Source organism: Alloyangia pacifica (genome assembly GCF_900116195.1).
Classification (GTDB): Bacteria; Pseudomonadota; Alphaproteobacteria; order Rhodobacterales; family Rhodobacteraceae; genus Salipiger; species Salipiger pacificus.
On sequence record NZ_FOZW01000010.1, the window covers coordinates 162,082 to 182,570 of the forward strand.

The following is a 20,489-nucleotide window of genomic DNA, read 5'->3' on the forward strand; positions in this document are numbered from 1 at the left end:
ACATGGCGAAGAAACTCATCGTGATCGGTGCCGGCATGGCCTCTGGCCGCATGCTGGAACACCTGATCGACGCAAACCCCGATGCCTACGACATCACCCTCTTCAACGCCGAGCCGCGCGGCAACTACAACCGCCTGATGCTCTCGCCGGTGCTGTCGGGCGAGAAGACCTACGAAGAGATCGTGACCCACGATGCCGCCTGGTACGAAGAGCGCGGCGTGACCTGCCGCTTCGGCGAAAAGGTCGTGGCGATCGATACCGAGAAGAAGGTCGTGACCGGCGAAAAGGGGGCCCTGCCCTATGACAAGCTGGTCATCGCCACCGGCTCGAACCCGTTCATCATCCCGCTTCCGGGCCACGATCTGCAGGGGGTGATCCCCTACCGCGATCTCGAGGACACGGAGGCGATGATGGCCCTCGGCGCAGGCAAGCGCGCGGTGGTCATCGGCGGCGGTCTTCTGGGGCTGGAAGCCGCCGCCGGCATGGCCGCGCGCGGCACCGAGGTCGACGTGGTGCACATCATGGGCCACCTGATGGAGCGTCAGCTGGACGAGGCGGCGGGCTACCTGCTGCGCCGTTCTCTGACCGAGAAGGGCATCCGCGTCCACTGCAAGGCCAACTCCAAGCAGATCCTCTCGGATGCCAACGGCCACGTCCGCGCCCTGCAGCTCGACGACGGCACCGAGCTGCCCTGCGACCTGCTGGTCATGGCGGTCGGCATCCGCCCCAGCACGGCGCTCGGAAAGGAGGCGGGTCTCGAGGTGAACCGCGGCATCGTCGTCGACGATCACATGGTCACCTCGAACCCTGACGTTCTGGCGCTTGGCGAATGTGTCGAGCACGCCGGGGCGATCTTCGGCCTCGTCGCGCCGCTCTATGATCAGGCCAAGGTTCTGGCCAAGACCCTGCTCGGCGAGGAGGCCCGCTTCGTGCAGAAGGAGGTCGCCACCAAGCTCAAGGTCACCGGCTGCGATCTCTTCTCGGCGGGCGATTTCGCCGAGGGCGAGGGCCGCGAGGACATCGTCTTCCGCGATCCCGCGCGCGGCGTCTACAAGCGGCTGATCCTTGAGGGCAATCGCCTGATCGGCGCGGTCATGTATGGCGACACCGCAGACGGTGCGTGGTTCCACGGCCTCATCAAGGACGCCACCGAAGTCGAGGAGATGCGCGAGACGCTGATCTTCGGACCGGCCTACCAGGGGGGGGCCGCTGCGGACCCTATGGCGGCCGTTGCAGCCTTACCGCGTGACGCGGAGATCTGTGGCTGTAACGGCGTCTGCAAGGGACAGATCGAAGACGCAATCAACGCCGGCGCCGGGGACCTCGGCGCGGTGCGGGCCACCACGAAGGCCAGCGCCTCCTGCGGCACCTGCACCGGGCTGGTCGAGCAGATCCTCGGCGCGACGCTGGGCGATGACTTCGTCATCCCCGCCGCGCAATCGGTTTGCGGCTGTACCGACCTCAGCCATGAGGACGTGCGCCGCCTGATCAAATCGCAGGAGCTGAAATCGCAGGAAGCGGTCTGGCAGGAACTGGGCTGGACCACCCGCAACGGCTGCCATGTCTGCCGACCCGCGGTGAACTTCTACCTGCTCGCCGACTGGCCGCTCGACTATGTGGACGACCCGCAAAGCCGCTTCGTCAACGAGCGCAACCACGCCAACATCCAGAAGGATGGCACCTATTCGGTGATGCCCCGCATGTGGGGCGGCATGACCACGCCGCAGGAACTGATGGCAATCGCGCAGGCGGCCGAGAAATACGCCGCCACCGAGAAAGTCACCGGCGGCCAGCGCATCGACCTTCTGGGCGTGAAAAAGGAAGACCTGCCCGCCATCTGGCACGATCTGAACGAGGCCGGGATGGTCTCGGGCCACGCCTACACCAAGGGTCTGCGCACGGTGAAAACCTGCGTCGGTTCCGAATGGTGCCGCTTCGGCACGCAGGACAGCACCGGCCTCGGCATCGCGCTCGAGCGGCGGCTCTGGGGCTCTTGGACGCCGCATAAGGTCAAGCTCGGCGTCTCTGGCTGCCCGCGCAACTGCGCCGAGGCCACCTGCAAGGATGTGGGCATCGTGTGTGTCGACAGCGGCTTCCAGATCGGCGTTGCCGGGGCCGCGGGCATGGACGTGAAAGAGACCGAGCGTCTGGTCGATGTGCCCACCGAGCAAGAGGCGATCGAATGGACCGTCGCCTTCGTGCAACTCTACCGCGAGCACGCCAAGTATCTCGACCGGCCCTACAAATGGGTCGCCAAGGTTGGGCTCGACTGGGTGAAAGAGACCCTCGCCGACGCCGCCGAACGGCAGGCGCTGGTCGAGCGCTTCGACCTCTCCCAGTCGGTTTACCAAAAGGACCCATGGGCCGAGCGGGCCAAGCCGGAGGTGGCACGCCGCTTCCACCCGCTCGCCGATCTCACGCTGGAGGCTGCGGAATGAGCTGGATCGACATCGGACATATCGACGACATCCCCCTGCGCGGGGCACGGCTGGTCAAAACTCCCGTGGGCTGCGTGGCGATCTTCCGGACCGCCGAAGCCGAGGTCTTCGCCGCCTCCAACGCCTGCCCGCACAAGGCCGGACCGCTGTCGGAGGGCATCGTGCATGGCCAGAAGGTCACCTGCCCGCTGCACAACTGGGTGTTCGACCTGAACACCGGCGAGGCACAGGGCGCCGACGAGGGCCGCATCGCCACCTATCCGGTGCGCCTCGACGGGGATCGAATCCTGCTCGACGGCCATGCCGTCGGAAAGCGGAGCGCCGCGTGATGGACGGGTCGGGCCTGCCTGAGATTCGCTCGACCTGCGCCTATTGCGGCGTTGGCTGCGGCGTACTGCTGCGCCCCGACGGGGCGGGCGGGCTCGATGTGCGCGGCGACCCCGCGCACCCTGCAAACAAGGGGCGTCTCTGCTCCAAGGGCTCGCAGCTGGGCGAGACGCTGGGGCTGGCGGGTCGCCTGCTGGCCCCGCGGGTCAACGGGATCGAGACGGGTTGGGACGCCGCGCTCGATCTCGTTGCCCTGCGCTTCCGCGAGACCATCGCCGAGCACGGGCCGGACAGCGTGGCCTTCTACGTCTCGGGCCAGATGCTGACTGAGGATTACTACGTCGCCAACAAGCTGATGAAGGGCTTCATCGGCTCGGCCAATATCGACACCAATTCGCGGCTTTGCATGGCCTCGACCGTGGCGGGCCACAAGCGCGCCTTCGGCACCGACACCGTGCCCGGCACCTACGAGGACCTCGAAGAGGCCGACCTCGTGGTGCTGGTGGGCAGCAACCTCGCCTGGTGCCACCCGGTGCTGTTCCAGCGCGTCGTTGCCGCCAAGAAAGCCCGCCCGAACCTAAAGGTCGTGGTCGTTGATCCGCGCCGTACCGCCACCTGCGACGCCGCCGACCTGCACCTGCCGCTGAAGGCCGGAACCGATGTGGCGCTGTTCAACGGGCTGCTGACCGAGATCGCCGTGCAGGGCGCGGCGGACGAGGCGTTCATGGCGCATGTCGAAGGGTTCGACGCGACGCTGGAGTCCGCTTCCGACGACGATCCGGCCCGCACCGGGCTCGACGCCGCCACGCTGCAGCAGTTCTACGACCTCTTCGTGCGGACCGAGAAGGTGGTCACGGTCTTCAGCCAAGGCGTCAACCAATCCTCCTCGGGCACCGATAAGGTCAATTCGATCCTCAACTGCCACCTCGCCACGGGCCGTATCGGCAAGCCGGGCATGGGTCCGCTCTCGGTCACCGGCCAGCCCAATGCCATGGGCGGGCGCGAGGTCGGCGGTCTGGCCAACATGCTGGCCTGCCATCTCGATATCGAGAATATTTCCCATCGGTCAGCGGTCCGCGAGTTCTGGTCCTCGCCGACGATCCCCGACAAGCCCGGTCTGAAGGCGGTGGACCTCTTCCAGGCGGTGGGCGAAGGCCGGATCAAGGCGCTCTGGGTGATCCACACCAACCCCGCCGTGACCATGCCCGACGCCGACTGCGTGCGTGACGCGATCAAGGACTGCCCCTTCGTCGTGGTCAGCGACATCACAGCGGCCACCGACACCGCCCGGCTCGCCCACGTGCTGCTGCCCGCCACCGCCTGGGGCGAGAAGGAGGGCACCGTCACCAACTCAGACCGCACCATCTCGCGCCAGCGCGCCGCGCTGCCCGCGCCGGGCGCGGCGAAACCGGACTGGGAAATCCTCTCGGAAGTGGGAAGGCGCATGGGCTGGCCCTCGGCTTTCGACTACGCCTCCCCCGCCGAGATCTTCCGCGAATACGCCGCGCTCTCGGGCATCGCGGGCGGCTTCGGCAAGGATTTCGACATCTCGGGACACGCGGGTCTTACCGATGGCGAATATGGCGCGCTCGCGCCCTTCCGCTGGCCCTATGCCGGGGCACGCAAGGGCGGGCGGTTCTTCGGCGACGGAGCCTTCTACACCGAGAGCGGCCGCGCCCGCATGGTGCCGGTGAAGTGGAAGGACTTCGCCAACAAGACCGCGCCGCGCTTCCCCTTCCGCTTCAACACCGGCCGCATCCGCGACCAGTGGCACACGATGACCCGCACCGCACGTTCGCCGCGGCTCTCGGCCCACCTCGCCGAGCCTTTCGTCGAGATCCACCCTGCGGACGCCGCAGAGCTGGCCATTGCGCCTGCGAGCCTCGTGCGGGTCTCTTCGAACCGCGGCAGCGCCCTGCTCCGGGCCCTGATCACCGACAAGGTGCAGCCGGGCGAGGTCTTTGCCCCCATGCATTGGACCGGCGAGACCGCGCCCGCGGCCCGGGTGGACGCGCTTGTGCCCCCCGTCACAGACCCGATCTCCGGCCAGCCCGAGAGCAAGGGCGCAGTGGTCGCGCTCGCGCCCTTCGAGGCCAAGTGGTACGGCTTTGCCGTCTCCTGCACCGAGATGGCCCCGGAAAGCGACTACTGGGCCGTCGCCCGCACCCATAGCGGCTGGCAGGTGGAAATGGCGGGCAGCACCGCCCCCGCCGATTGGGAAGCCGAGGCGCGCCGCCTGTTCGATCTGCCCCGCGCCGAGGCGCAGGTGGTTCACGATCCGCGCCGGGGCAGCGTCCGCATCGCCTTCCATGCCGAGGGCCGGCTGCTCGCCGCGCTCTTCGTCTCGCCTGAGCCGGTCGTGGTCATGCGCAGCCATGTCGCGACGCTGCCCGGCGATGAGGCCCCGCACGTGCTCACCGGCCGCGCGCCCGCCGACCAGCCCGATCCGGGCCCGGTGGTCTGCGCCTGCTTTAATGTCGGTGTGAACACCATTCTCGATGGGATCGAGACGCAGGGGCTGATGAGCGTCGACGCCATTGGCGCGGCGCTTCAGGCCGGCACCAACTGCGGCTCCTGCCGCCCCGAACTGGCCGCCCTGCTGGCCCGCGCGAAGGCACCCTCCCCCGAAGTCTCTCCCGAAGCCGCAGAATGAGGACCCCGAGATGAGCGTTCTTCCCAGCTTTCCCATCGCCGCGCCGGACGAGATGCCGGCCAAGGGAACCATTGCCCTCGTCGGTGCCGGTCCGGGCGCGGCGGATCTGCTGACCCTGCGCGCGGTTTCGCGGCTGCAATCGGCGGACGTGATCTTCTACGATCGGCTCGTCGACCCCGAGGTACTGGCGCTGGCCGGGCCACGGGCCGAGCTGGTCTTCGTCGGCAAGGAGGTCGGGGCGCATTCCTGGCCGCAGGAGCAGATCAACGCGGTGATCGTCGCCGCCGCCCTGCAGGGCCGCAATGTCGTGCGCCTGAAGTCCGGCGATCCCGGCATCTTCGGCCGCGCCGCCGAGGAGCTCGAGGCCGCGCGGATGCATGGCATCGAGACCGAGATCGTGCCCGGGGTGACCGCCGCCATGGCCGCCGCCGCCCGCGCCGGCATCCCGCTGACCACCCGCGGCGAGACCGATGCACTGGTGCTGGCCACCGGACACGCCCGCGCCGGCGACCCCATGCCCGATTGCGCCCGCCACGCCCGTCCCGGTGTCGCGCTGGCGCTCTACATGGCGGTGAGCCAGTCGGAGCGGATCACCCGTTCCCTGCTGGAGACGGGCATGCCCGAGGACGCGCCGCTGACCATCGCGGTGGAGGTCTCGAAACCCGGCGAGCGGATCATCACCGGGCGTCTGGCGGAGCTGCCGGAGCTGCTGGCGCGGCACGAGGTGACCGGCTGCGCGGCGATCATCGCGAGTTGGCCGAAGATGGCAAAAGCCGGGGTGGCGCTGGACGCGGCGGCGAAAGCCCTCGCTTGAGGCACCCCGGCTGACAGTGGCCGGGCAAATGAGCCCTTTTCCGAAACGTCGAAGTATCTGGGGCTGTCAGAGCGCCGTGATCAGCCGCGCCGCGCTTTCCACGCCGTCGATCACCGGCTTGTCGAACCGCGCCCGCAGATGCGCCGTCAGCTTCGCCATGCCGGCGCAGCCGAGGATCACGCAATCCACCCCGTCGCCAGCCATGGCGCGGGCGGTCTCGGCGGCCACCGCCTCGGTCGCCGCCTCGGGGTCCTCCTCGAGGGCCAGCACCGGCACGTCGGAGGCGCGCACCTTGCCCAGCAGGTGCTCGAAACCGTAGCGGATGATGTTCTCCTCGAGGATCGGCACCGAGATGGGCAGCGTCGTCACCACGGAAAAGCTCCAGCCGCGCAGCGCCGCCGCGTGATAGGCCGCCTGTCCGATGCCGATCACCGGTACCGCCGCACGCGCCTGCGCCTGCTCCAGCGCGGTATCGTCGAAACAGGCAATGATGATGCCCTCGAACCCCTCGGCACCGGCCTTGTCGATCAGCTCCAGCAGCGGCGGCGCGGCTTTCAGCCCGTCCGCGTGGCCCTGGATGGCGGGAGGACCGCCTGCGCTGGTCCAGCCCTCCAGCGTCACGCCGGGCACGGCGGCCCGCGCCACCTCCAGCATCGCCTCGGTCATCGCGGCGGTGCTGTTGGGATTGATGATGAGATAGGCCATCAGACCATACCCTTGCCCGCGTCAGAGCCCTGCTTCGCCCGACGCTTGTTCATCGACCAGACCGTCAGCAGGAACACCCCGATGATCACCAGCGAGAAGGCGGTGGTCAGCGTGCCGAGCGCGAAGATCACCGGCGTGGTGACATTGGTGGTCATGCCGTAGATCTCCAGCGGCAGCGTGTTGTAGCTGCCCGCGGTCAGCAGGGTGCGGGCGAACTCGTCGTAGCTGAGGGTGAAGCCGAAGAGCGCGACGCCGATGAGCGAGGGCGCGATGATCGGCAGCACCACGTGGCGCAGCGCCTGCCAGTTGCTCGCGCCCTGGTCGCGGGCGGCCTCCTCGAAGGATTTGTCGAAGCGGTTGAAAACGGCGAACATGATCAGCAGGCCGAAGGGCAGCGTCCATGTGAGCTGCGAGCCAAAGCCCGAGCTGGCCCAGTGGATCGGCAATCCGGCCTGGCTGAAGATCAGGCCGACGCCCAGTGAGACGAGGATCGAGGGGATCACCAGCGCGGTGATCACCAGGTAGAACAGCACCGCGTTGCCGGCGAAGCGCTTGCGGAACGCCAGACCGCCCATCACCGAGACGACGACGGTGGTGACCATGACCATCAGCCCCAGCGCGAAACTGCGGCGGAAGCTGCCCCAGATGTCGCCCACTGCCTGCTCCTGGAAGAGGTCAAAGAACCAGTGCAGCGACACGCCGCGCATCGGGAAGGTGAGCCCGCCCTGCGGCCCCTGGAAGCTGAGGATCGCGATGGTGAAGGTGGGGCCGTAGAGAAAAAGCAGGAACAGCACGAAGAAAGCGCCGAGCACGTAGAAGGAGCGGGAGCGGGTTGCCATGGATCAGAGCTCCTTGCGGATGTCGACGAAGCGAAGAAGGATGCCGATGACCATCAGCACGGTGATCAACAGCACCACCGCCGTGGCCGAGGCCGACGGATATTGCAGCAGCGCGATGTCGTTCTGGATGAGGCGGCCGACGTTGGCCGATTGCGAGCCTGACATGAAGCGTACCGTAACGAAATCGCCCATCACCAATGTGACAACGAAGATCGTGCCGATCATGATGCCCGGCTTGCACAGCGGGATGATCACGTTGGTCAGCGTCTGGAAGCCCGAGGCGCCGCCGTCATAGGCCGCCTCGATCAGCGATTTATCGATGCGCATCATGGTATTGAAGATCGGCACCACCATGAACAGCGTGTAAAGATGCACGAAGGCGAGGATCACCGAGAAATCGGAATAGAGCAGCCATTCCACCGGCTCGTCGACGATGCCCGCCGAGATCAGCGCCGAGTTGGCCAGCCCGTTGCGCCCGAGAAAGGGAATCCACGAAATCATCCGGATGATGTTCGAGGTCCAGAACGGGATGGTGCAGAGCAGGAACAGCGCGATCTGCCAGGTCTGGGTGCGCACGTGGAAGGCGAGGAAATAGGCCACGGTGAAGCCGATCCCCAGCGTGAAGGCCCAGACGATCAGCGCGTATTTGATGGTGTTGCCGAACACCCGGTAGGTCACCGGCGAGCCGAAGAGGAAATCGTAGTTCTCCCAGCTGAAGGCCGGGATGATCGAGAATTCCGTCGCCTGCCAGAAGCTGACGACGACGATCATCGCGATGGGCAGCACCAGGAAGAGGATCAGGACCAGCGTCAGGGGCGAGGCCAGCAGCCAGCCGGAGAGATGTCGGTTCGTTTCGCCAGCGCGCATGGGGCCTCCGGAAGATGGGTCTCGTGATGCAGGCAGGGCCCGCATGGGTGCCGCGCCCCGGGCACATCCGGGGCGCGGCGATCTCGGTCAGGACCAAGGTGACAAGGTCAGACCCGAGGGATCAGGCGGCGATGAACTCGTTCCACTTGCGGACCATGTACTGGTTCTCGTCCATGACGGCGTTCCAGCAGGCGACGGAGCCCATGCGCTCCTCGAAGGAGCCGCCGTCGCGCACTTCACCGGCCTGCGCCATGGCGTCGCCGAACGGGTTGGTGATGACGTCGGTGGCTTCCTTGCCCTCGAACCAGTAGCCCCACTCGTTCTCGGACATGTAGTTCTTCGAGGTTTCCGGAACCGCCGAGTAGTAGCCCTGGCGCATCAGGAAGCCGCCGACCCAGCCGTCGAGGTACCAGTTGATGTACTCGTAGGCCGCATCCAGCTCGAGCCCCGAGAGGTTCTTCGACAGGCCGATGCCGCCGCCCCAGGAGCGGTAGCCCTCTTTCAGCGGCTGGTAGACGCAGTCGATGCCGCGCGATTTCACCGCGGTGATGGCCGGCGACCACATCGACTGGATCACCACCTCGCCCGAGGCCATCAGGTTGACGCTCTCGTCGAAGGTCTTCCAGAAGGCGCGGAACTGGCCGGCTTTCTTGGCCTCGGTGAAGATCGCCATGGTCTTGTCGATCTCTTCGCGGGTCATGTTGCCCTTGTCGCCATAGGCGATCTCGCCCATCGCTTCGCAGACCATCGCGGCGTCCATGATGCCGATCGACGAGATGTCGAGGATCGAGGCCTTGCCCTTGAACTCGGGGTTCAGCAGCTCGGCCCACGTCTCGATCGGACGGCCGATGAGGTCGGGGCGGATGCCCAGCGTGTCGGCGTTGTAGATCGTCGGGATGAGGGTCATCCAGTTGGTCTGTTCCGAGGCGAAGGTGGTGCCGTCGGGACCATCGGTGAAGCCCACGGTGTGCGGCGCGGTGCCCTGCGCGATGGTCGATTCGGGGGTCAGCTTGCCGTCTTTGAAGATGCCGACGATCTTGTCGTAGTTCTTGATCTTGCTGACATCCATGGCCTGCAGGTTGCCGGTCGGCCAGACCTTCTTGCAGATCCAGTATTCGATGTCGGCAATGTCGAAGCTGCCCGGCTGGGTGGCGGCGCGCTGCGTGACGGCGTCGGAGTCGAGCGCGGTCATCTCGAGCGTGAAGCCGAGGTCTTCCTTCACCTTCTGCGCCACCTCGTTGAGGTTCGACACCCCGGTGCCGAACTGGCGCAGGGTGACATCCTTGATGTTCTGGGCCCAGATCATCGGTGCCGGGAAGGCACTTGCGGCCCCCGCGGCGGCGGCGCCCTTGAGCAGGCCCCGGCGGCTGAGTTTCTTCGTCGTCATGTCCTAACTCCCTGTGTTGGACTTGTCTTGACCGGACCTTTGCGGCCCTTGACCCTTTCGGCCCCGTTCAGGCCGAAAGCGGATGCAGCGCCTGGTCGTCCCAGACCAGGCCCACCCCGTCGCCGGGGGATTTCGGATCGGAGAAGAATTGCTCCTCGGGCACCCAGGCGGTGACGTCCTGATCGCCGGCGGCGACCACCGTCACGGCCACATGCGTTCCCTGGAACTCGACCGAGGTGACCTTGCCATCCAGCTTGGCGCCGGATTCGGTGGCGATGCGCGTCAGGTCGTTGCGGATGGCAAAACGGCCCTGCGGCAGCGCCAGCACGTTGTGCCCGCCCATGAAGCGGGCGACGAATTCGGTCTTCGGCGCGTTGAACACATCGCGCGCGCTGCCGGCCTGCTCGATCACCGCGTTGTTCATCACGACGATCTCGTCGGCCAGCGCCAGCGCCTCGTCCTGGCCGTGGGTCACGTGCACGAAGGTGATGCCGAGCTCGCGCTGCAGACGCTTCAGCTCGGAGCGCATGCGGATGCGCAGGAACGGGTCGAGCGCCGAGAGCGGCTCGTCGAGCAGCAGGATCTGCGGCTCGGTGATCAGCGCGCGGGCCAGCGCGACGCGTTGCTGCTGGCCACCCGAGAGCTGCGAGGGCAGGCGCCCCTCGTATTGCGTCATGTCGACGAGGGAGAGCATCTCCATCGCCTTCTTGCGGCGCGTCGCAGAATCGACGCCCTTCATCTTGAGGGAAAAGGCGACGTTGTCGGCCACCGACAGGTGCGGGAAGAGCGCGTAGCTCTGGAACATCATCGCCGTGCCGCGCTTGGCCGGCGGCAGGTAGGAAATGTCGGAGCCGCCCAGCACGATCGAGCCATCGCTGACCGTCTCGTGGCCCGCGATCATCCGCAGTGTCGAGGATTTGCCACAACCCGAGGGGCCAAGCAGGCAGGCATAGACGCCCGAGCCGAAATGGTGATTGATCGCGTCGACGGCCACGGTATCCCCGTAACGCTTTGTCAGGCCGACGAGTTCGAGATCGAGTCCTTGGCGCATGTGTCCCCCGGTGGTCTGGCCTCAGGTCCGCCGCAGCGGTTGCTTCCCGATCCTGTCCCCGGCACCCGCGAAAAACGAAGCACGGCGGACCTGGGGGCAGCGCAGATTCTGACATCCGCCCAAATTTTCACCAATGTTTCTAGTTTGTGTGCGCTTTTTGAGTTCAGATTGTACACGATCTGGAAAATCATCTCATGCGATCCCTTCCTTCCTTGTGCGCGGCGCCGGGCTCGGGGACACTTGCAGGAAAGGGAGATGCGCGTGAGCTCAGCGGCGGACAAATCGGCAAAAGAGACGGACCGGAGCAAGGGATCGAAGGCACGCGCCGTGGCCGATGCGCTCACTCTGGCGGTTCACGAACACCGGCTTGCCCCGGGCCTGAAGCTGAACGAAGACGAGGTCGGAGAGATCTTCGGCGTGGGACGCACCATCGTGCGCTCGGCGCTGCAGATGCTGGCGCACGACCAACTTGTGACCATCGAGCCAAACCGCGGGGCTTTCGTCGCCGAGCCGTCGATCCGCGAGGCGCGCGAGGTCTTCGAGGCCCGCGCCCTGCTGGAGCCGCGCACCGCCCGCTCGGCCGCCGAGCGCATTACCCCGGAGGGAATCGCCCGGCTGCGCGCCCACAACAAGGCCGAGCACGCGGCGCTCGACCGCGGCGATTTCGGCACCGCGCTGCGGCTCTCGGGCGAGTTCCACATCGAGATCGCGCACATCGCCGACCAGTCCACCATCGCCGAGTTCATCACCCAGCTGATCGCAAGATCTTCTCTGGTCATCGCTCTTTACTGGCGCAGACCCAAGGCAATGTGCGAAACTCATGCGCACGAGGCGCTGCTCAACGCCCTGGAACGGGGCGACGGCGCCACGGCGGAGGAGATGATGAAAGGCCACTTGCTCGACCTGCTGTCGTCGCTCGATCTGCGCGAGGCGCCGCCGCCGCCGCAGACCCTGCGCGACGCCCTGCGGCCATGATGCTGCGGACCATGACCCGGGCCGACCTGGACCGGGCGCTCGACTGGGCAGCCGAGGAAGGCTGGAACCCGGGATTGGAAGACCTCGACGTTTTCTACGACACCGACCCCGAGGGCTTCTTCTGCGCCGAACTGGGCGGCAACATGGCGGCGGCCATCTCGGTGGTGAACCACACCGACAGCCTCGCCTTTCTCGGACTTTACCTCTGCGCCCCGGCCTATCGCGGACAGGGCATCGCCCATGCGCTCTGGCTGCACGCGCTGAAACACGCGGGCGAGCGCACCGTCGGACTCGACGGGGTGCCGGCGCAGCAGGAGAACTACCGCAAGTCGGGCTTCGTGCTGGCCGGGCAGACCAAGCGCTATGCGGGCGCGCTGCGCGCCGGCCATGGCAAGGGCGTGACCTCGGCCTCGGCGGCGGATCACCCGCTGCTGATCGAGATGGAACGCCGCTCCTGCGGCTATGCCAAGCCCGCCTTCTGCGCTGCCTGGCTGGAACCGGAACAGACCCGATATACGCTGGTGCACCGCAGCAACGGCGCGGCGGACGGCTTCCTTACCCTGCGCCGCTGCCGAGATGGATGGAAAATCGGCCCGCTCTGCGCACCCGATCTGGACGTCGCCCGGGCCTTGCTCGAGGCCGCTGCGCAGCACAGCGGCGATGAGCAGGTGATGATCGACCTTCCGTCCGGCTCCGCCGCGCTGGCCGAGCATTGCCTCGACATGGGCCTGGAGCCAATGTTCCACACCGCCCGCATGTATCGCGGCCCTGCCCCACTTCCCGGCCCGGGCCTGCATGCGGTGGCGACGCTGGAGCTGGGCTGAGCCGCGCTTGCCGCCCCGCCAAGCCCCGCTATCTCGGCAGACATGACGGCAGACGGATCACGCGCACTTCTCATCGGATCGAGCGGCGGCATCGGCAGCGCGCTGCGGGATGCTCTGGCCGCCCGCGGCACCGAGGTCGTCGGCCTGTCGCGGCGCGACCACGGGCTCGACGTGACCGACGAGGCGTCGCTGGCCAAGCACCTTGGCGCATTGGAGGGCAGCTTCGAGCTGATCTTCGTCGCCACCGGCGCGCTGGCCCTGCCCGGCTCGGAGCCGGAAAAGACCCTGAAGGCGCTGGATCCCGAGCAGTTCCTGCAGCAGATGGCGCTCAACGCGCTCGGCCCTGCGCTGGTGCTGAAACACGCCCGCCGCCTGCTGCCCCGCGACCGCCCCGCAATCTTCGCCGCGCTCTCGGCCCGGGTCGGCTCGATCGGCGACAACCGGCTCGGAGGCTGGTATTCCTACCGCGCCTCCAAGGCGGCGCTGAACCAGATGATCCGCAGCGCCTCGGTGGAGATGGCGCGCACCCATCGCCAGCTCGTCTGCGTCGCGCTGCACCCCGGCACCGTGGCCACGCCCTTCACCGCCGACTACCTCGGCCGCCATCCCGCGGTGCCGCCGGAAGAGGCCGCGCGAAACCTGCTCAAAGTGCTGGATGGGCTCGGGCCGGAGCACACGGGGCGTTTCTTCGACTGGGCGGGCAAGGAGGTGCCCTGGTGAGCCGCCTCGTGCTGGTGCTGGGCGACCAGCTGTCCGAAGAGCTGATCGCGCTGCGCAAGGCCGACAGGGCGAGCGACGTGGTGGTCATGGCCGAGGTCGCCGCCGAAACCGACTACGCCCCGCATCACCCCAAGAAGATCGCGCTGATCTTCGCCGCCATGCGCAAGTTCGCGGTGCGCCTGCGCGAGGACGGCTGGCAGGTGCGCTACAGCCAGCTCGACGACACCGAGAATGCCGGCTCGATCCCCGGCGAGCTGCTGCGCCGCGCCGAGGAGACCGGCTTTGACAAGGTGCTGGCGACCGAGCCCGGCGAATGGCGGCTGATCGAGGCGCTGCGGGAGACGCCGTTCGACGTCACCTTGCTGGAGGACGACCGGTTTCTCGCCTCCCACGCCGAGTTTCAGGACTGGGCGAAGGGCCGCAAGGCGCTGCGGATGGAGTATTTCTATCGCGAGATGCGCCGCAAGACCGGGCTGCTGATGGACGGCGGCAAGCCCGAGGGCGGCGAGTGGAACTACGATTCGGAGAACCGCAAGCCGCCGCCCGACGGCATCTCCCACGGCGGCCCTATGAACTTCACTGCGGACGAGACGGTCGAGGAGGTGCTCGATCTCGTCGAGGCGCGTTTCGCGAAGAACTTCGGCACCCTGCGTCCCTTCACCTTTGCCACCGACCGGGGGCAGGCGCGGCGGGCGCTGGCGCATTTCATCCGTCACGCGCTGCCCGACTTCGGCGCGTACCAAGATGCCATGCTCGACGGCCACAGGTTCCTCAACCACGCGCTGCTCTCGCCCTACATCAACCTCGGACTGCTCTCGCCGCTGGAGGTCTGCGAGGCCGCCGCCGAGGCCTACCGCAAGGGCGACGCGCCGCTGAACTCGGTCGAGGGCTTCATCCGCCAGATCATCGGCTGGCGCGAATACGTGCGCGGCATCTATTTCCTCGAAGGTCCGGACTACCCGCGCCGCAACCGGCTGAACCAGCAGCGCAAGCTGCCGCCGCTCTACTGGGGGGCGGAGACCAAGATGCGCTGCCTGTCGAAAGCGGTCGAACAAACTGCGGCCGAGGCCTATGCCCACCACATCCAACGGCTGATGGTGACCGGCAACTTCGCCCTGATCGCCGGCGTCGACCCGGCCGAGGTGCACGAGTGGTACCTGTCGGTCTACGCCGATGCCTATGAATGGGTCGAGGCGCCCAACACCGTGGGCATGAGCCAGTTCGCCGACGGCGGGGTGATCGCTTCCAAGCCCTATGTCTCCTCGGGGGCCTACATTGACCGCATGTCGGACCACTGCAAGCACTGCGCCTATGACGTGAAGCAGAAGACCGGCGATGGGGCCTGCCCGTTCAATCTGCTCTACTGGCACTTCCTGATGCGCCACCGCGAGCGGTTCGAGAACAACCCGCGCATGGGCAACATGTACCGAACCTGGGACCGGATGGACGAGGCGAAGCGCAAGACCGTGCTGGCCGAGGCCGAAGATTTCCTTGCCCGCATGTCTAGGGGCGAAACGGTCTGAGCATGCGGCTTGGCGAGCACGCGAGGATTTCCCCTAAGGTCATCCTGTCTGAGGCAGGTGACTGATCTCCCGGATCAATTCGCGACGCTGCGCGGGCGGAGAGGGCAGGATCTGCGTATTTGGAAAGAGAAGAAGCGGGCGGGGAGACTGGCGGGCGCGATGGGTCAGGTCTTTTCCAGCTCGCTCTCGAGCTTCAGGACGCGGCCGCCGTCGTCCTGTTCGATCAGGAAGGCGGGCGTGCCACCGGAGCCGTTGCGGGTGATTTCATCGCCCTTGATTTCGCGCGTGACCCGGCGCTCGAACCGTCCTGCGATCTTGCCGCGGGCGGTGCCCGCGCCCCAGTTCCACTGGACGATTTCACCGATCTGAAACTTGCTCATACTCGTTCTCCCAATTGGCTTACCTGGGGGAAAACACGAGCAGGGACGGGATGTTCCGAGCTTATTCGGTGGCGGGCGCCTCATCCGGCGAACCGGGCTCGGCGGGCAACTGCTCATCGGCGGGTGCCTCCGCGCCTTCTGCTGCGGCATCCTCTGGCCGCTCGCTGTCCTGCACCGGGGTATCGGTGGTCAGCACGCCATTGACCCATTCGCCGGTGCTCTGCTCGCCGGTGGCATAGCGCATGGTGCCCTCGCCCTGGCGCTTGCCGTCGGCGAAATGGCCCTCGTAGACGTCGCCGTTGGCATAGGTGGCCACGCCCTCGCCCTCGATCTCGCCGTTCGCCCAGTCGCCTTCATAGCGGAAGCCGTCGGGCATGGTGATCGTGCCCTGTCCATGGCGCTGGCCGTCGCGGAAGGCACCGGTGTAGACCGTGCCGTCGGGATAGGTGGCCACGCCTTCGCCATGGCGCTGGCCGTCCTGCCAGTCGCCCTCGTAGCGGTAGCCGTCGGGGTAGGTCATCACGCCCTGGCCGTCATTGCGGGCATTCTTGAAGTCGCCCTCGTAGACGAGACCGTTGGCATAGCGGGCCACGCCGCGGCCCTCGATCACCCCGTCGACCCAGTCGCCCTCGTAGGTGGAGCTGTCGGGATAGGTGATCTTGCCGGTGCCATTGGCCAGGTCACCGAGGAAGGCCCCCTCGTAGACCGAACCGTCGGGATAGGTGACCTTGCCCTGCCCCTCGATCTGGCCGGAGACCCAGTCACCGTCGTAGCGGTAGCCGTCCTCACCGATGAAGGCGCCGGTGCCCTGGCGCTGGTCGTTGTCGAACTGGCCCTCGTAGATGTCACCATTGGCATAGGTGACCTTGCCCTGCCCCTCGCGGCGACCGTCGACCAGCTCGCCCTCATAGACGTCGCCGTTGGGCTGCGTGAGCGTGCCGACACCGTCGATCTGCCCCTCGCGCCAGGTGCCCTCGTAGACCAGCCCGTCGGGCATGGTGAGCTTGCCCTGGCCGTCGCGCAGGCCGTTGGCGACGCGGCCCTCGAAGACCGACCCGTCGGGATAGGCGATCTCGGCGTTGCCCTGCTTGACGCCGTTCACCCAGTCACCCTCGTAGCGATAGCCGTTGGGGCCTGTCATCACGCCGCGCCCGTGGTGCAGCGCGTTGCGGAAGGCACCCTCGTAGCGCATGCCGTTGGCGTATTGCATCACACCTTTGCCGGTGATCTTGCCGTCGAGCCACGACCCTTCGTAGGTGCCGCCGTCGGCAAAGACGATGCGGCCCACACCCTCGGGCTTGCCCTTGGCGAACTGGCCCTCGTAGACCGAGCCGTTGGGAAAGCGCGCGACGCCTGTCCCGCGAATCTCGCCCTCGGCCCAATCGCCGGTGTACTCGTAGCCATTGGGCAGCCGGTAGGTGCCGGTGCCGTGCTGCAGACCATTCTGGAAGGTGCCCTCGTAGACCCCGCCGTCATCGTATTGCTTGGTCTGGACCTCGCCGCCCTCGACCTGCGCCAAGGCGGGATAGGTCAGCGCCGCAACCGCCGCCGCTGTGAGGATGGTTCTGCCTGAGAGCTTCATGCGCCTTCCCTGCCGGCCGCTTGCCGGATGCCTGTTGTTTTGCCCCGAGAATAGGCCTGAAATCGGCCCTGCTGCCGTCGCGAAACTAAACAACACCCCCTTGGCTGACAATCTCTTTTGCCGCCAGCTTCTTCCCCTCCGGCGTGGTTCTGCTATGTGGGCACGCGGATGTGACCAAAAGGATGTGGCTCATGGCCGACAGTTTCCGCCTGACCATCGCGCAGCTCAACCCGACCGTGGGCGATCTTGCCGGCAATGCCGCCAAGGCGAAGGACGCCTGGGAGAAGGGCCGCGAGGCCGGTGCCCAGCTTGTCGCCCTGCCCGAGATGTTCATCGCCGGCTACAACGCGCAGGACCTGCCGATGAAGCACGCCTTCACGCTGGACTGCATGGAGGTGGCGCGGAAGCTGGCGGAGGACTGTGCCGATGGTCCGGCGCTGGCGATCGGCTGCCCGTGGATCGAGGGCACCGAGCTCTACAACGCCTACCTGATCTGCCGCGACGGGCGGATCGTCACCCATGTCTTCAAGCATCACCTGCCCAACTACGGCGTCTTCGACGAGGTGCGGGTCTTCGACAGCGGCGCAATCGGCGGCCCCTATGCGGTGGGCAACGTGCGCATCGGCTCGCCGATCTGCGAGGACGCCTGGTACGAGGACGTGGCCGAGACCCACGCCGAGACCGGCGCCGAGTTCCTGCTGGTGCCCAACGGCTCACCCTACCGTCGCAACAAGCACGAGACCCGGCTCAACAAGATGGTGGCGCGGGTCGTCGAGACCGGCCTGCCACTGATCTACCTCAACATGGTGGGCGGGCAGGACGACCAGATCTTCGACGGTGGCTCCTTCGTGCTGAACCCCGGCGGACAGGCGGCGCTGCAGCTGCCGGTCTTCGAGGAGGACATCGCGCATGTGGACCTCGTGCGCACCGCTGACGGCTGGCGCGCCGAGGATGGCGAGTTTGTCCAGCACCCCAGCGAGATGGAGCAGGACTACCACGCCATGGTGCTGGCCCTGCGCGACTATTGCCGCAAGACCGGCTTCGGCAAGGTGCTGCTGGGCATGTCGGGCGGCATCGACTCGGCGCTGGTGGCGACCATCGCCACCGATGCTCTGGGAGCCGAGAACGTGCGCTGCGTGATGCTGCCGTCGGAATACACCTCCGAGCATTCGCTCGAGGACGCCAAGGCCTGCGCCACCAACCTCGGCTGTCACTACGACTTCGTGCCGATCGCCGAGGGCCGCGCCGCGATCACCAACACTCTGGCGCCGCTCTTCGAGGGGCGGCCCGCCGACCTCACCGAGGAAAACATCCAGTCGCGCCTGCGCGGTCTGCTGCTGATGGCGCTGTCGAACAAGTTCGGGGAGATGCTGCTGACCACCGGGAACAAATCCGAGGTCTCGGTCGGCTACGCCACGATCTACGGCGACATGGCGGGCGGCTACAATCCGATCAAGGATCTCTACAAGACCCGCGTCTTCGCCATCTGCCGCTGGCGCAACGAGAACCAGCGCCCCTGGATGATGGGCCCCGGTGGCGAGGTGATCCCCGAGAGGATCATCACCAAGCCGCCTTCGGCCGAGCTGCGCGAGGACCAGAAGGACAGCGACAGCCTGCCCGACTACCCGGTGCTGGACGGCATCCTCGAAATTCTCGTGGACCGCGACGGCTCGATCGCCGATTGCATCGCCGCGGGCTATGACCGGGCCGACGCCAAGAAGGTCGAGCACCTGCTCTACATCTCCGAATACAAGCGCTTCCAGTCCGCCCCCGGGGCGCGGCTGTCGCAAAAGGCCTTCTGGCTCGACCGGCGCTATCCCATCGCCAACCGCTGGCGCGACGAAGGGTGAGCGCGGTGCGGCCCCGGGTCCTCTTTGTCGTTCAGAGGTTTCATACGAACCTCTGGGAAGCCACGCGGGCACTGAACGACGCCGAGATCGATGTGGCGGTCTGGGGCGGCGGTCGGGGCAATACCGAGGATCACAGCGTCGTCGCGCCGCGGCTCTTTCCGAATGACGTCGATCCGGCCGAGCTGGGCGCCGCCTGGGAGGCTCTGAAACCCGACCTGGTGATCCTGCGCAATGTCGCGCAGCACCGCCGCGCCGTGGCCCGGCTGGCCCGGCGCAATGGTGTCCCGGCGTGGTTCTACGACCTCAACCCCTACCATTGGCGCGAGCCGCTGAAGCGCCGGCTCACCCGCCGGTTCCAGGGCTTGCCGATGCGCCGGGTGACGCCCGTACTTGGGCTCGACACTGCGGTACGTCCCGACAAGGGCGCACGCTACATCCCCTGGCCCGTCGTGGCCGCCCCCGACCTTCCGGAGCGGCAGGGCGAAGGCCCGGTGACCGTGCTCTGCGTCGCCAAGCTCTACAACCCGCGCAAGAACCACGGCATGGTGATCGACGCGCTGCGGGCGCAGGGCCGGGCGGGCAAGGTGCGGCTCTTGCTGGCAGGCACCACGGGCGATCCCAAGGAAAATGCCGCACAGATCGCCGCGCTGGAAGCGGTGGTCGCCGCAGAGCCGTGGCTCGATCTGCACGCCAACGTACCCTTCAAGCAGATGTCCGAGCTCTACCGTCAGGCCGATATCTGCATCCTGCCCTCGGTACGCGAACCGCTCGGTTTCGCGCCGGTGGAATCCATGGCCTACGGCTGCGTGCCGGTGATCTCGACCGACGCCGGCTCGGCCGGCTACGTGCAGCACCGCGAGAACGGGCTGCAGGTGGACGTGGCGCGGGCAGGCGCGGTGGAAGAGGCGCTGACCACGCTCATCGACGATCCCGCTCTGCGCCAGCGACTCGGGGCCGCTGCGAAGCGGACCGCAGAGGGCGAACTGGGCGCCGAGCGCTTTGTCGAACGAATGCGCGCCCTGCTGCGGGAGAGCGGCGTCACCGTCTAGACCACCTCACTCCCACCAGCGATCAATGCTGGCGATGTCATCGTCGGACCAGCCGAAGTGATGGGCGAATTCGTGCACCGTGACGTGGGTAACCAGCTCTTCGAGCGTCACGTCGTCCCGCTCGCGCCATTCCTGCAGGATTGGCTCGCGGAACAGCCACACGGTATCGGGATAGGGCGAGGGCCAGCTCGAGGACTTCTCGGTCATCGGAATGCCCTCGTAGAGACCCGTGAGATCGAGCGGGTCGTCGATCTCCATTTCGTCGAGAATCTCATCCGGCGGCCAGTCTTCGACGCGCAGCACCACCTCGGCGGCGGCCGCATGGAAGGGCGCGGGAAGGGCGTCGACCGCGGCGCGGGCCATGGTCTCGAAGGCGGCGAGATCTGGAGCTGTCATGCAGGAGATATGGCCCGTCCGGCAGCGCTGCAAAAGGGGTAAGCACGCGCCTTGCGGAACGGACCAATGCCGCCTCCGACATTGCCGCAAAGACAGGTCGTTTTTCGAA

18 protein-coding genes are annotated in these 20,489 nt (G+C 66.9%); 10 read left to right on the top strand and 8 right to left on the bottom strand.

What is annotated here, in order from left to right; translation table 11 throughout:
- Positions 1-2 precede the first annotated feature (2 nt).
- From nirB to cobA, 4 genes are read left to right on the top strand one after another with little or no spacing between them, the layout of a single operon-like run.
- Positions 3-2,438 (top strand): nitrite reductase large subunit NirB, encoded by a 2,436-nt coding sequence (nirB, locus tag BM397_RS20165; protein WP_092567412.1) that lies wholly within the window; start codon positions 3-5, stop codon positions 2,436-2,438.
- Positions 2,435-2,767, top strand: coding sequence for a nitrite reductase small subunit NirD (gene nirD, locus BM397_RS20170; RefSeq protein ID WP_092427660.1), 333 nt, complete (start codon positions 2,435-2,437; stop codon positions 2,765-2,767). The genes nirB and nirD overlap by 4 nt, the downstream gene beginning before the upstream one ends.
- Positions 2,767-5,418, top strand: a complete 2,652-nt coding sequence (locus BM397_RS20175) for a nitrate reductase (RefSeq protein WP_092427658.1) — start codon at positions 2,767-2,769, stop codon at positions 5,416-5,418. The genes nirD and BM397_RS20175 overlap by 1 nt, the downstream gene beginning before the upstream one ends.
- A gap of 10 nt (positions 5,419-5,428) precedes the next feature.
- Complete coding sequence (cobA, locus tag BM397_RS20180; RefSeq protein WP_092427656.1) at positions 5,429-6,232, top strand: uroporphyrinogen-III C-methyltransferase; 804 nt, start codon at positions 5,429-5,431, stop codon at positions 6,230-6,232.
- A gap of 66 nt (positions 6,233-6,298) precedes the next feature.
- On the opposite strand, the gene BM397_RS20185 is transcribed toward cobA, so the two are convergent.
- From BM397_RS20185 to BM397_RS20205, 5 genes are all read right to left on the bottom strand, one after another.
- On the bottom strand, positions 6,299-6,937 hold the full coding sequence (locus BM397_RS20185; protein ID WP_092427654.1) for an aspartate/glutamate racemase family protein: 639 nt from the start codon (positions 6,935-6,937) through the stop codon (positions 6,299-6,301).
- Positions 6,937-7,776 (bottom strand): ABC transporter permease, encoded by an 840-nt coding sequence (locus BM397_RS20190; RefSeq protein WP_092427652.1) that lies wholly within the window; start codon positions 7,774-7,776, stop codon positions 6,937-6,939. The genes BM397_RS20185 and BM397_RS20190 overlap by 1 nt, the downstream gene beginning before the upstream one ends.
- A gap of 3 nt (positions 7,777-7,779) precedes the next feature.
- Positions 7,780-8,643 (bottom strand): ABC transporter permease, encoded by an 864-nt coding sequence (locus tag BM397_RS20195; RefSeq protein WP_092427650.1) that lies wholly within the window; start codon positions 8,641-8,643, stop codon positions 7,780-7,782.
- Between the two features lie 121 nt (positions 8,644-8,764).
- The gene (locus BM397_RS20200; RefSeq protein ID WP_092427648.1) at positions 8,765-10,030 is read right to left on the bottom strand and encodes an ABC transporter substrate-binding protein; all 1,266 of its coding nucleotides are present in this window, start codon (positions 10,028-10,030) and stop codon (positions 8,765-8,767) included.
- 67 nt (positions 10,031-10,097) lie between these two features.
- The gene (locus BM397_RS20205) at positions 10,098-11,081 is read right to left on the bottom strand and encodes an ABC transporter ATP-binding protein (RefSeq protein ID WP_092427646.1); all 984 of its coding nucleotides are present in this window, start codon (positions 11,079-11,081) and stop codon (positions 10,098-10,100) included.
- Between the two features lie 255 nt (positions 11,082-11,336).
- Between BM397_RS20205 and BM397_RS20210 the strand changes: the two genes are divergently transcribed.
- The 4 genes from BM397_RS20210 to BM397_RS20225 are packed head-to-tail and all read left to right on the top strand — an operon-like array spanning position 11,337 to position 15,123.
- Positions 11,337-12,056, top strand: a complete 720-nt coding sequence (locus BM397_RS20210; RefSeq protein WP_092427644.1) for a GntR family transcriptional regulator — start codon at positions 11,337-11,339, stop codon at positions 12,054-12,056.
- Between the two features lie 11 nt (positions 12,057-12,067).
- Positions 12,068-12,880, top strand: a complete 813-nt coding sequence (locus tag BM397_RS20215) for a GNAT family N-acetyltransferase (RefSeq protein WP_245696144.1) — start codon at positions 12,068-12,070, stop codon at positions 12,878-12,880.
- Positions 12,881-12,922: 42 nt separating this feature from the next.
- A complete protein-coding gene (locus BM397_RS20220; protein ID WP_092427642.1) occupies positions 12,923-13,600 on the top strand; it encodes an SDR family NAD(P)-dependent oxidoreductase in 678 nt (225 codons plus the stop codon).
- A complete protein-coding gene (locus tag BM397_RS20225; protein ID WP_176806757.1) occupies positions 13,597-15,123 on the top strand; it encodes a cryptochrome/photolyase family protein in 1,527 nt (508 codons plus the stop codon). Before BM397_RS20220 ends, BM397_RS20225 begins: the two co-directional genes overlap by 4 nt.
- Positions 15,124-15,287: 164 nt before the next feature.
- Here BM397_RS20225 and BM397_RS20230 read toward each other — a convergent pair whose 3' ends face one another.
- Together BM397_RS20230 and BM397_RS20235 are read right to left on the bottom strand one after the other, a co-directional pair.
- Positions 15,288-15,503, bottom strand: a complete 216-nt coding sequence (locus BM397_RS20230) for a hypervirulence associated TUDOR domain-containing protein (RefSeq protein ID WP_092427640.1) — start codon at positions 15,501-15,503, stop codon at positions 15,288-15,290.
- Between the two features lie 61 nt (positions 15,504-15,564).
- Positions 15,565-17,085 (bottom strand): MORN repeat-containing protein, encoded by a 1,521-nt coding sequence (locus BM397_RS20235; RefSeq protein ID WP_092427638.1) that lies wholly within the window; start codon positions 17,083-17,085, stop codon positions 15,565-15,567.
- Between the two features lie 191 nt (positions 17,086-17,276).
- On the opposite strand from BM397_RS20235, the gene BM397_RS20240 reads away from it, so the two are divergent.
- Positions 17,277-18,935 carry an NAD+ synthase gene (locus BM397_RS20240; protein WP_092427636.1) on the top strand — a complete coding sequence of 553 codons (1,659 nt, stop codon included), beginning with the start codon at positions 17,277-17,279 and terminating at the stop codon, positions 18,933-18,935.
- Between the two features lie 5 nt (positions 18,936-18,940).
- Complete coding sequence (locus tag BM397_RS20245) at positions 18,941-19,984, top strand: glycosyltransferase family 4 protein (protein WP_092567413.1); 1,044 nt, start codon at positions 18,941-18,943, stop codon at positions 19,982-19,984.
- A 6-nt stretch (positions 19,985-19,990) separates the two neighbouring features.
- On the opposite strand, the gene BM397_RS20250 is transcribed toward BM397_RS20245, so the two are convergent.
- Entirely contained in the window at positions 19,991-20,380 is a 390-nt protein-coding gene (locus tag BM397_RS20250; RefSeq protein WP_092427634.1) for a metallopeptidase family protein, read from the bottom strand.
- Between the last annotated feature and the right edge of the window lie 109 nt (positions 20,381-20,489).

Coding starts and splice junctions, on each gene's coding strand:
- nirB (WP_092567412.1), top strand. CDS start 3: ATGGCGAAGAAACTCATCGTGATCGGTGCCGGCATGGCCTCTGGCCGC.
- nirD (WP_092427660.1), top strand. CDS start 2,435: ATGAGCTGGATCGACATCGGACATATCGACGACATCCCCCTGCGCGGG.
- BM397_RS20175 (WP_092427658.1), top strand. CDS start 2,767: ATGGACGGGTCGGGCCTGCCTGAGATTCGCTCGACCTGCGCCTATTGC.
- cobA (WP_092427656.1), top strand. CDS start 5,429: ATGAGCGTTCTTCCCAGCTTTCCCATCGCCGCGCCGGACGAGATGCCG.
- BM397_RS20185 (WP_092427654.1), bottom strand. CDS start 6,937: ATGGCCTATCTCATCATCAATCCCAACAGCACCGCCGCGATGACCGAG.
- BM397_RS20190 (WP_092427652.1), bottom strand. CDS start 7,776: ATGGCAACCCGCTCCCGCTCCTTCTACGTGCTCGGCGCTTTCTTCGTG.
- BM397_RS20195 (WP_092427650.1), bottom strand. CDS start 8,643: ATGCGCGCTGGCGAAACGAACCGACATCTCTCCGGCTGGCTGCTGGCC.
- BM397_RS20200 (WP_092427648.1), bottom strand. CDS start 10,030: ATGACGACGAAGAAACTCAGCCGCCGGGGCCTGCTCAAGGGCGCCGCC.
- BM397_RS20205 (WP_092427646.1), bottom strand. CDS start 11,081: ATGCGCCAAGGACTCGATCTCGAACTCGTCGGCCTGACAAAGCGTTAC.
- BM397_RS20210 (WP_092427644.1), top strand. CDS start 11,337: ATGCGCGTGAGCTCAGCGGCGGACAAATCGGCAAAAGAGACGGACCGG.
- BM397_RS20215 (WP_245696144.1), top strand. CDS start 12,068: ATGACCCGGGCCGACCTGGACCGGGCGCTCGACTGGGCAGCCGAGGAA.
- BM397_RS20220 (WP_092427642.1), top strand. CDS start 12,923: ATGACGGCAGACGGATCACGCGCACTTCTCATCGGATCGAGCGGCGGC.
- BM397_RS20230 (WP_092427640.1), bottom strand. CDS start 15,503: ATGAGCAAGTTTCAGATCGGTGAAATCGTCCAGTGGAACTGGGGCGCG.
- BM397_RS20235 (WP_092427638.1), bottom strand. CDS start 17,085: ATGAAGCTCTCAGGCAGAACCATCCTCACAGCGGCGGCGGTTGCGGCG.
- BM397_RS20240 (WP_092427636.1), top strand. CDS start 17,277: ATGGCCGACAGTTTCCGCCTGACCATCGCGCAGCTCAACCCGACCGTG.
- BM397_RS20250 (WP_092427634.1), bottom strand. CDS start 20,380: ATGACAGCTCCAGATCTCGCCGCCTTCGAGACCATGGCCCGCGCCGCG.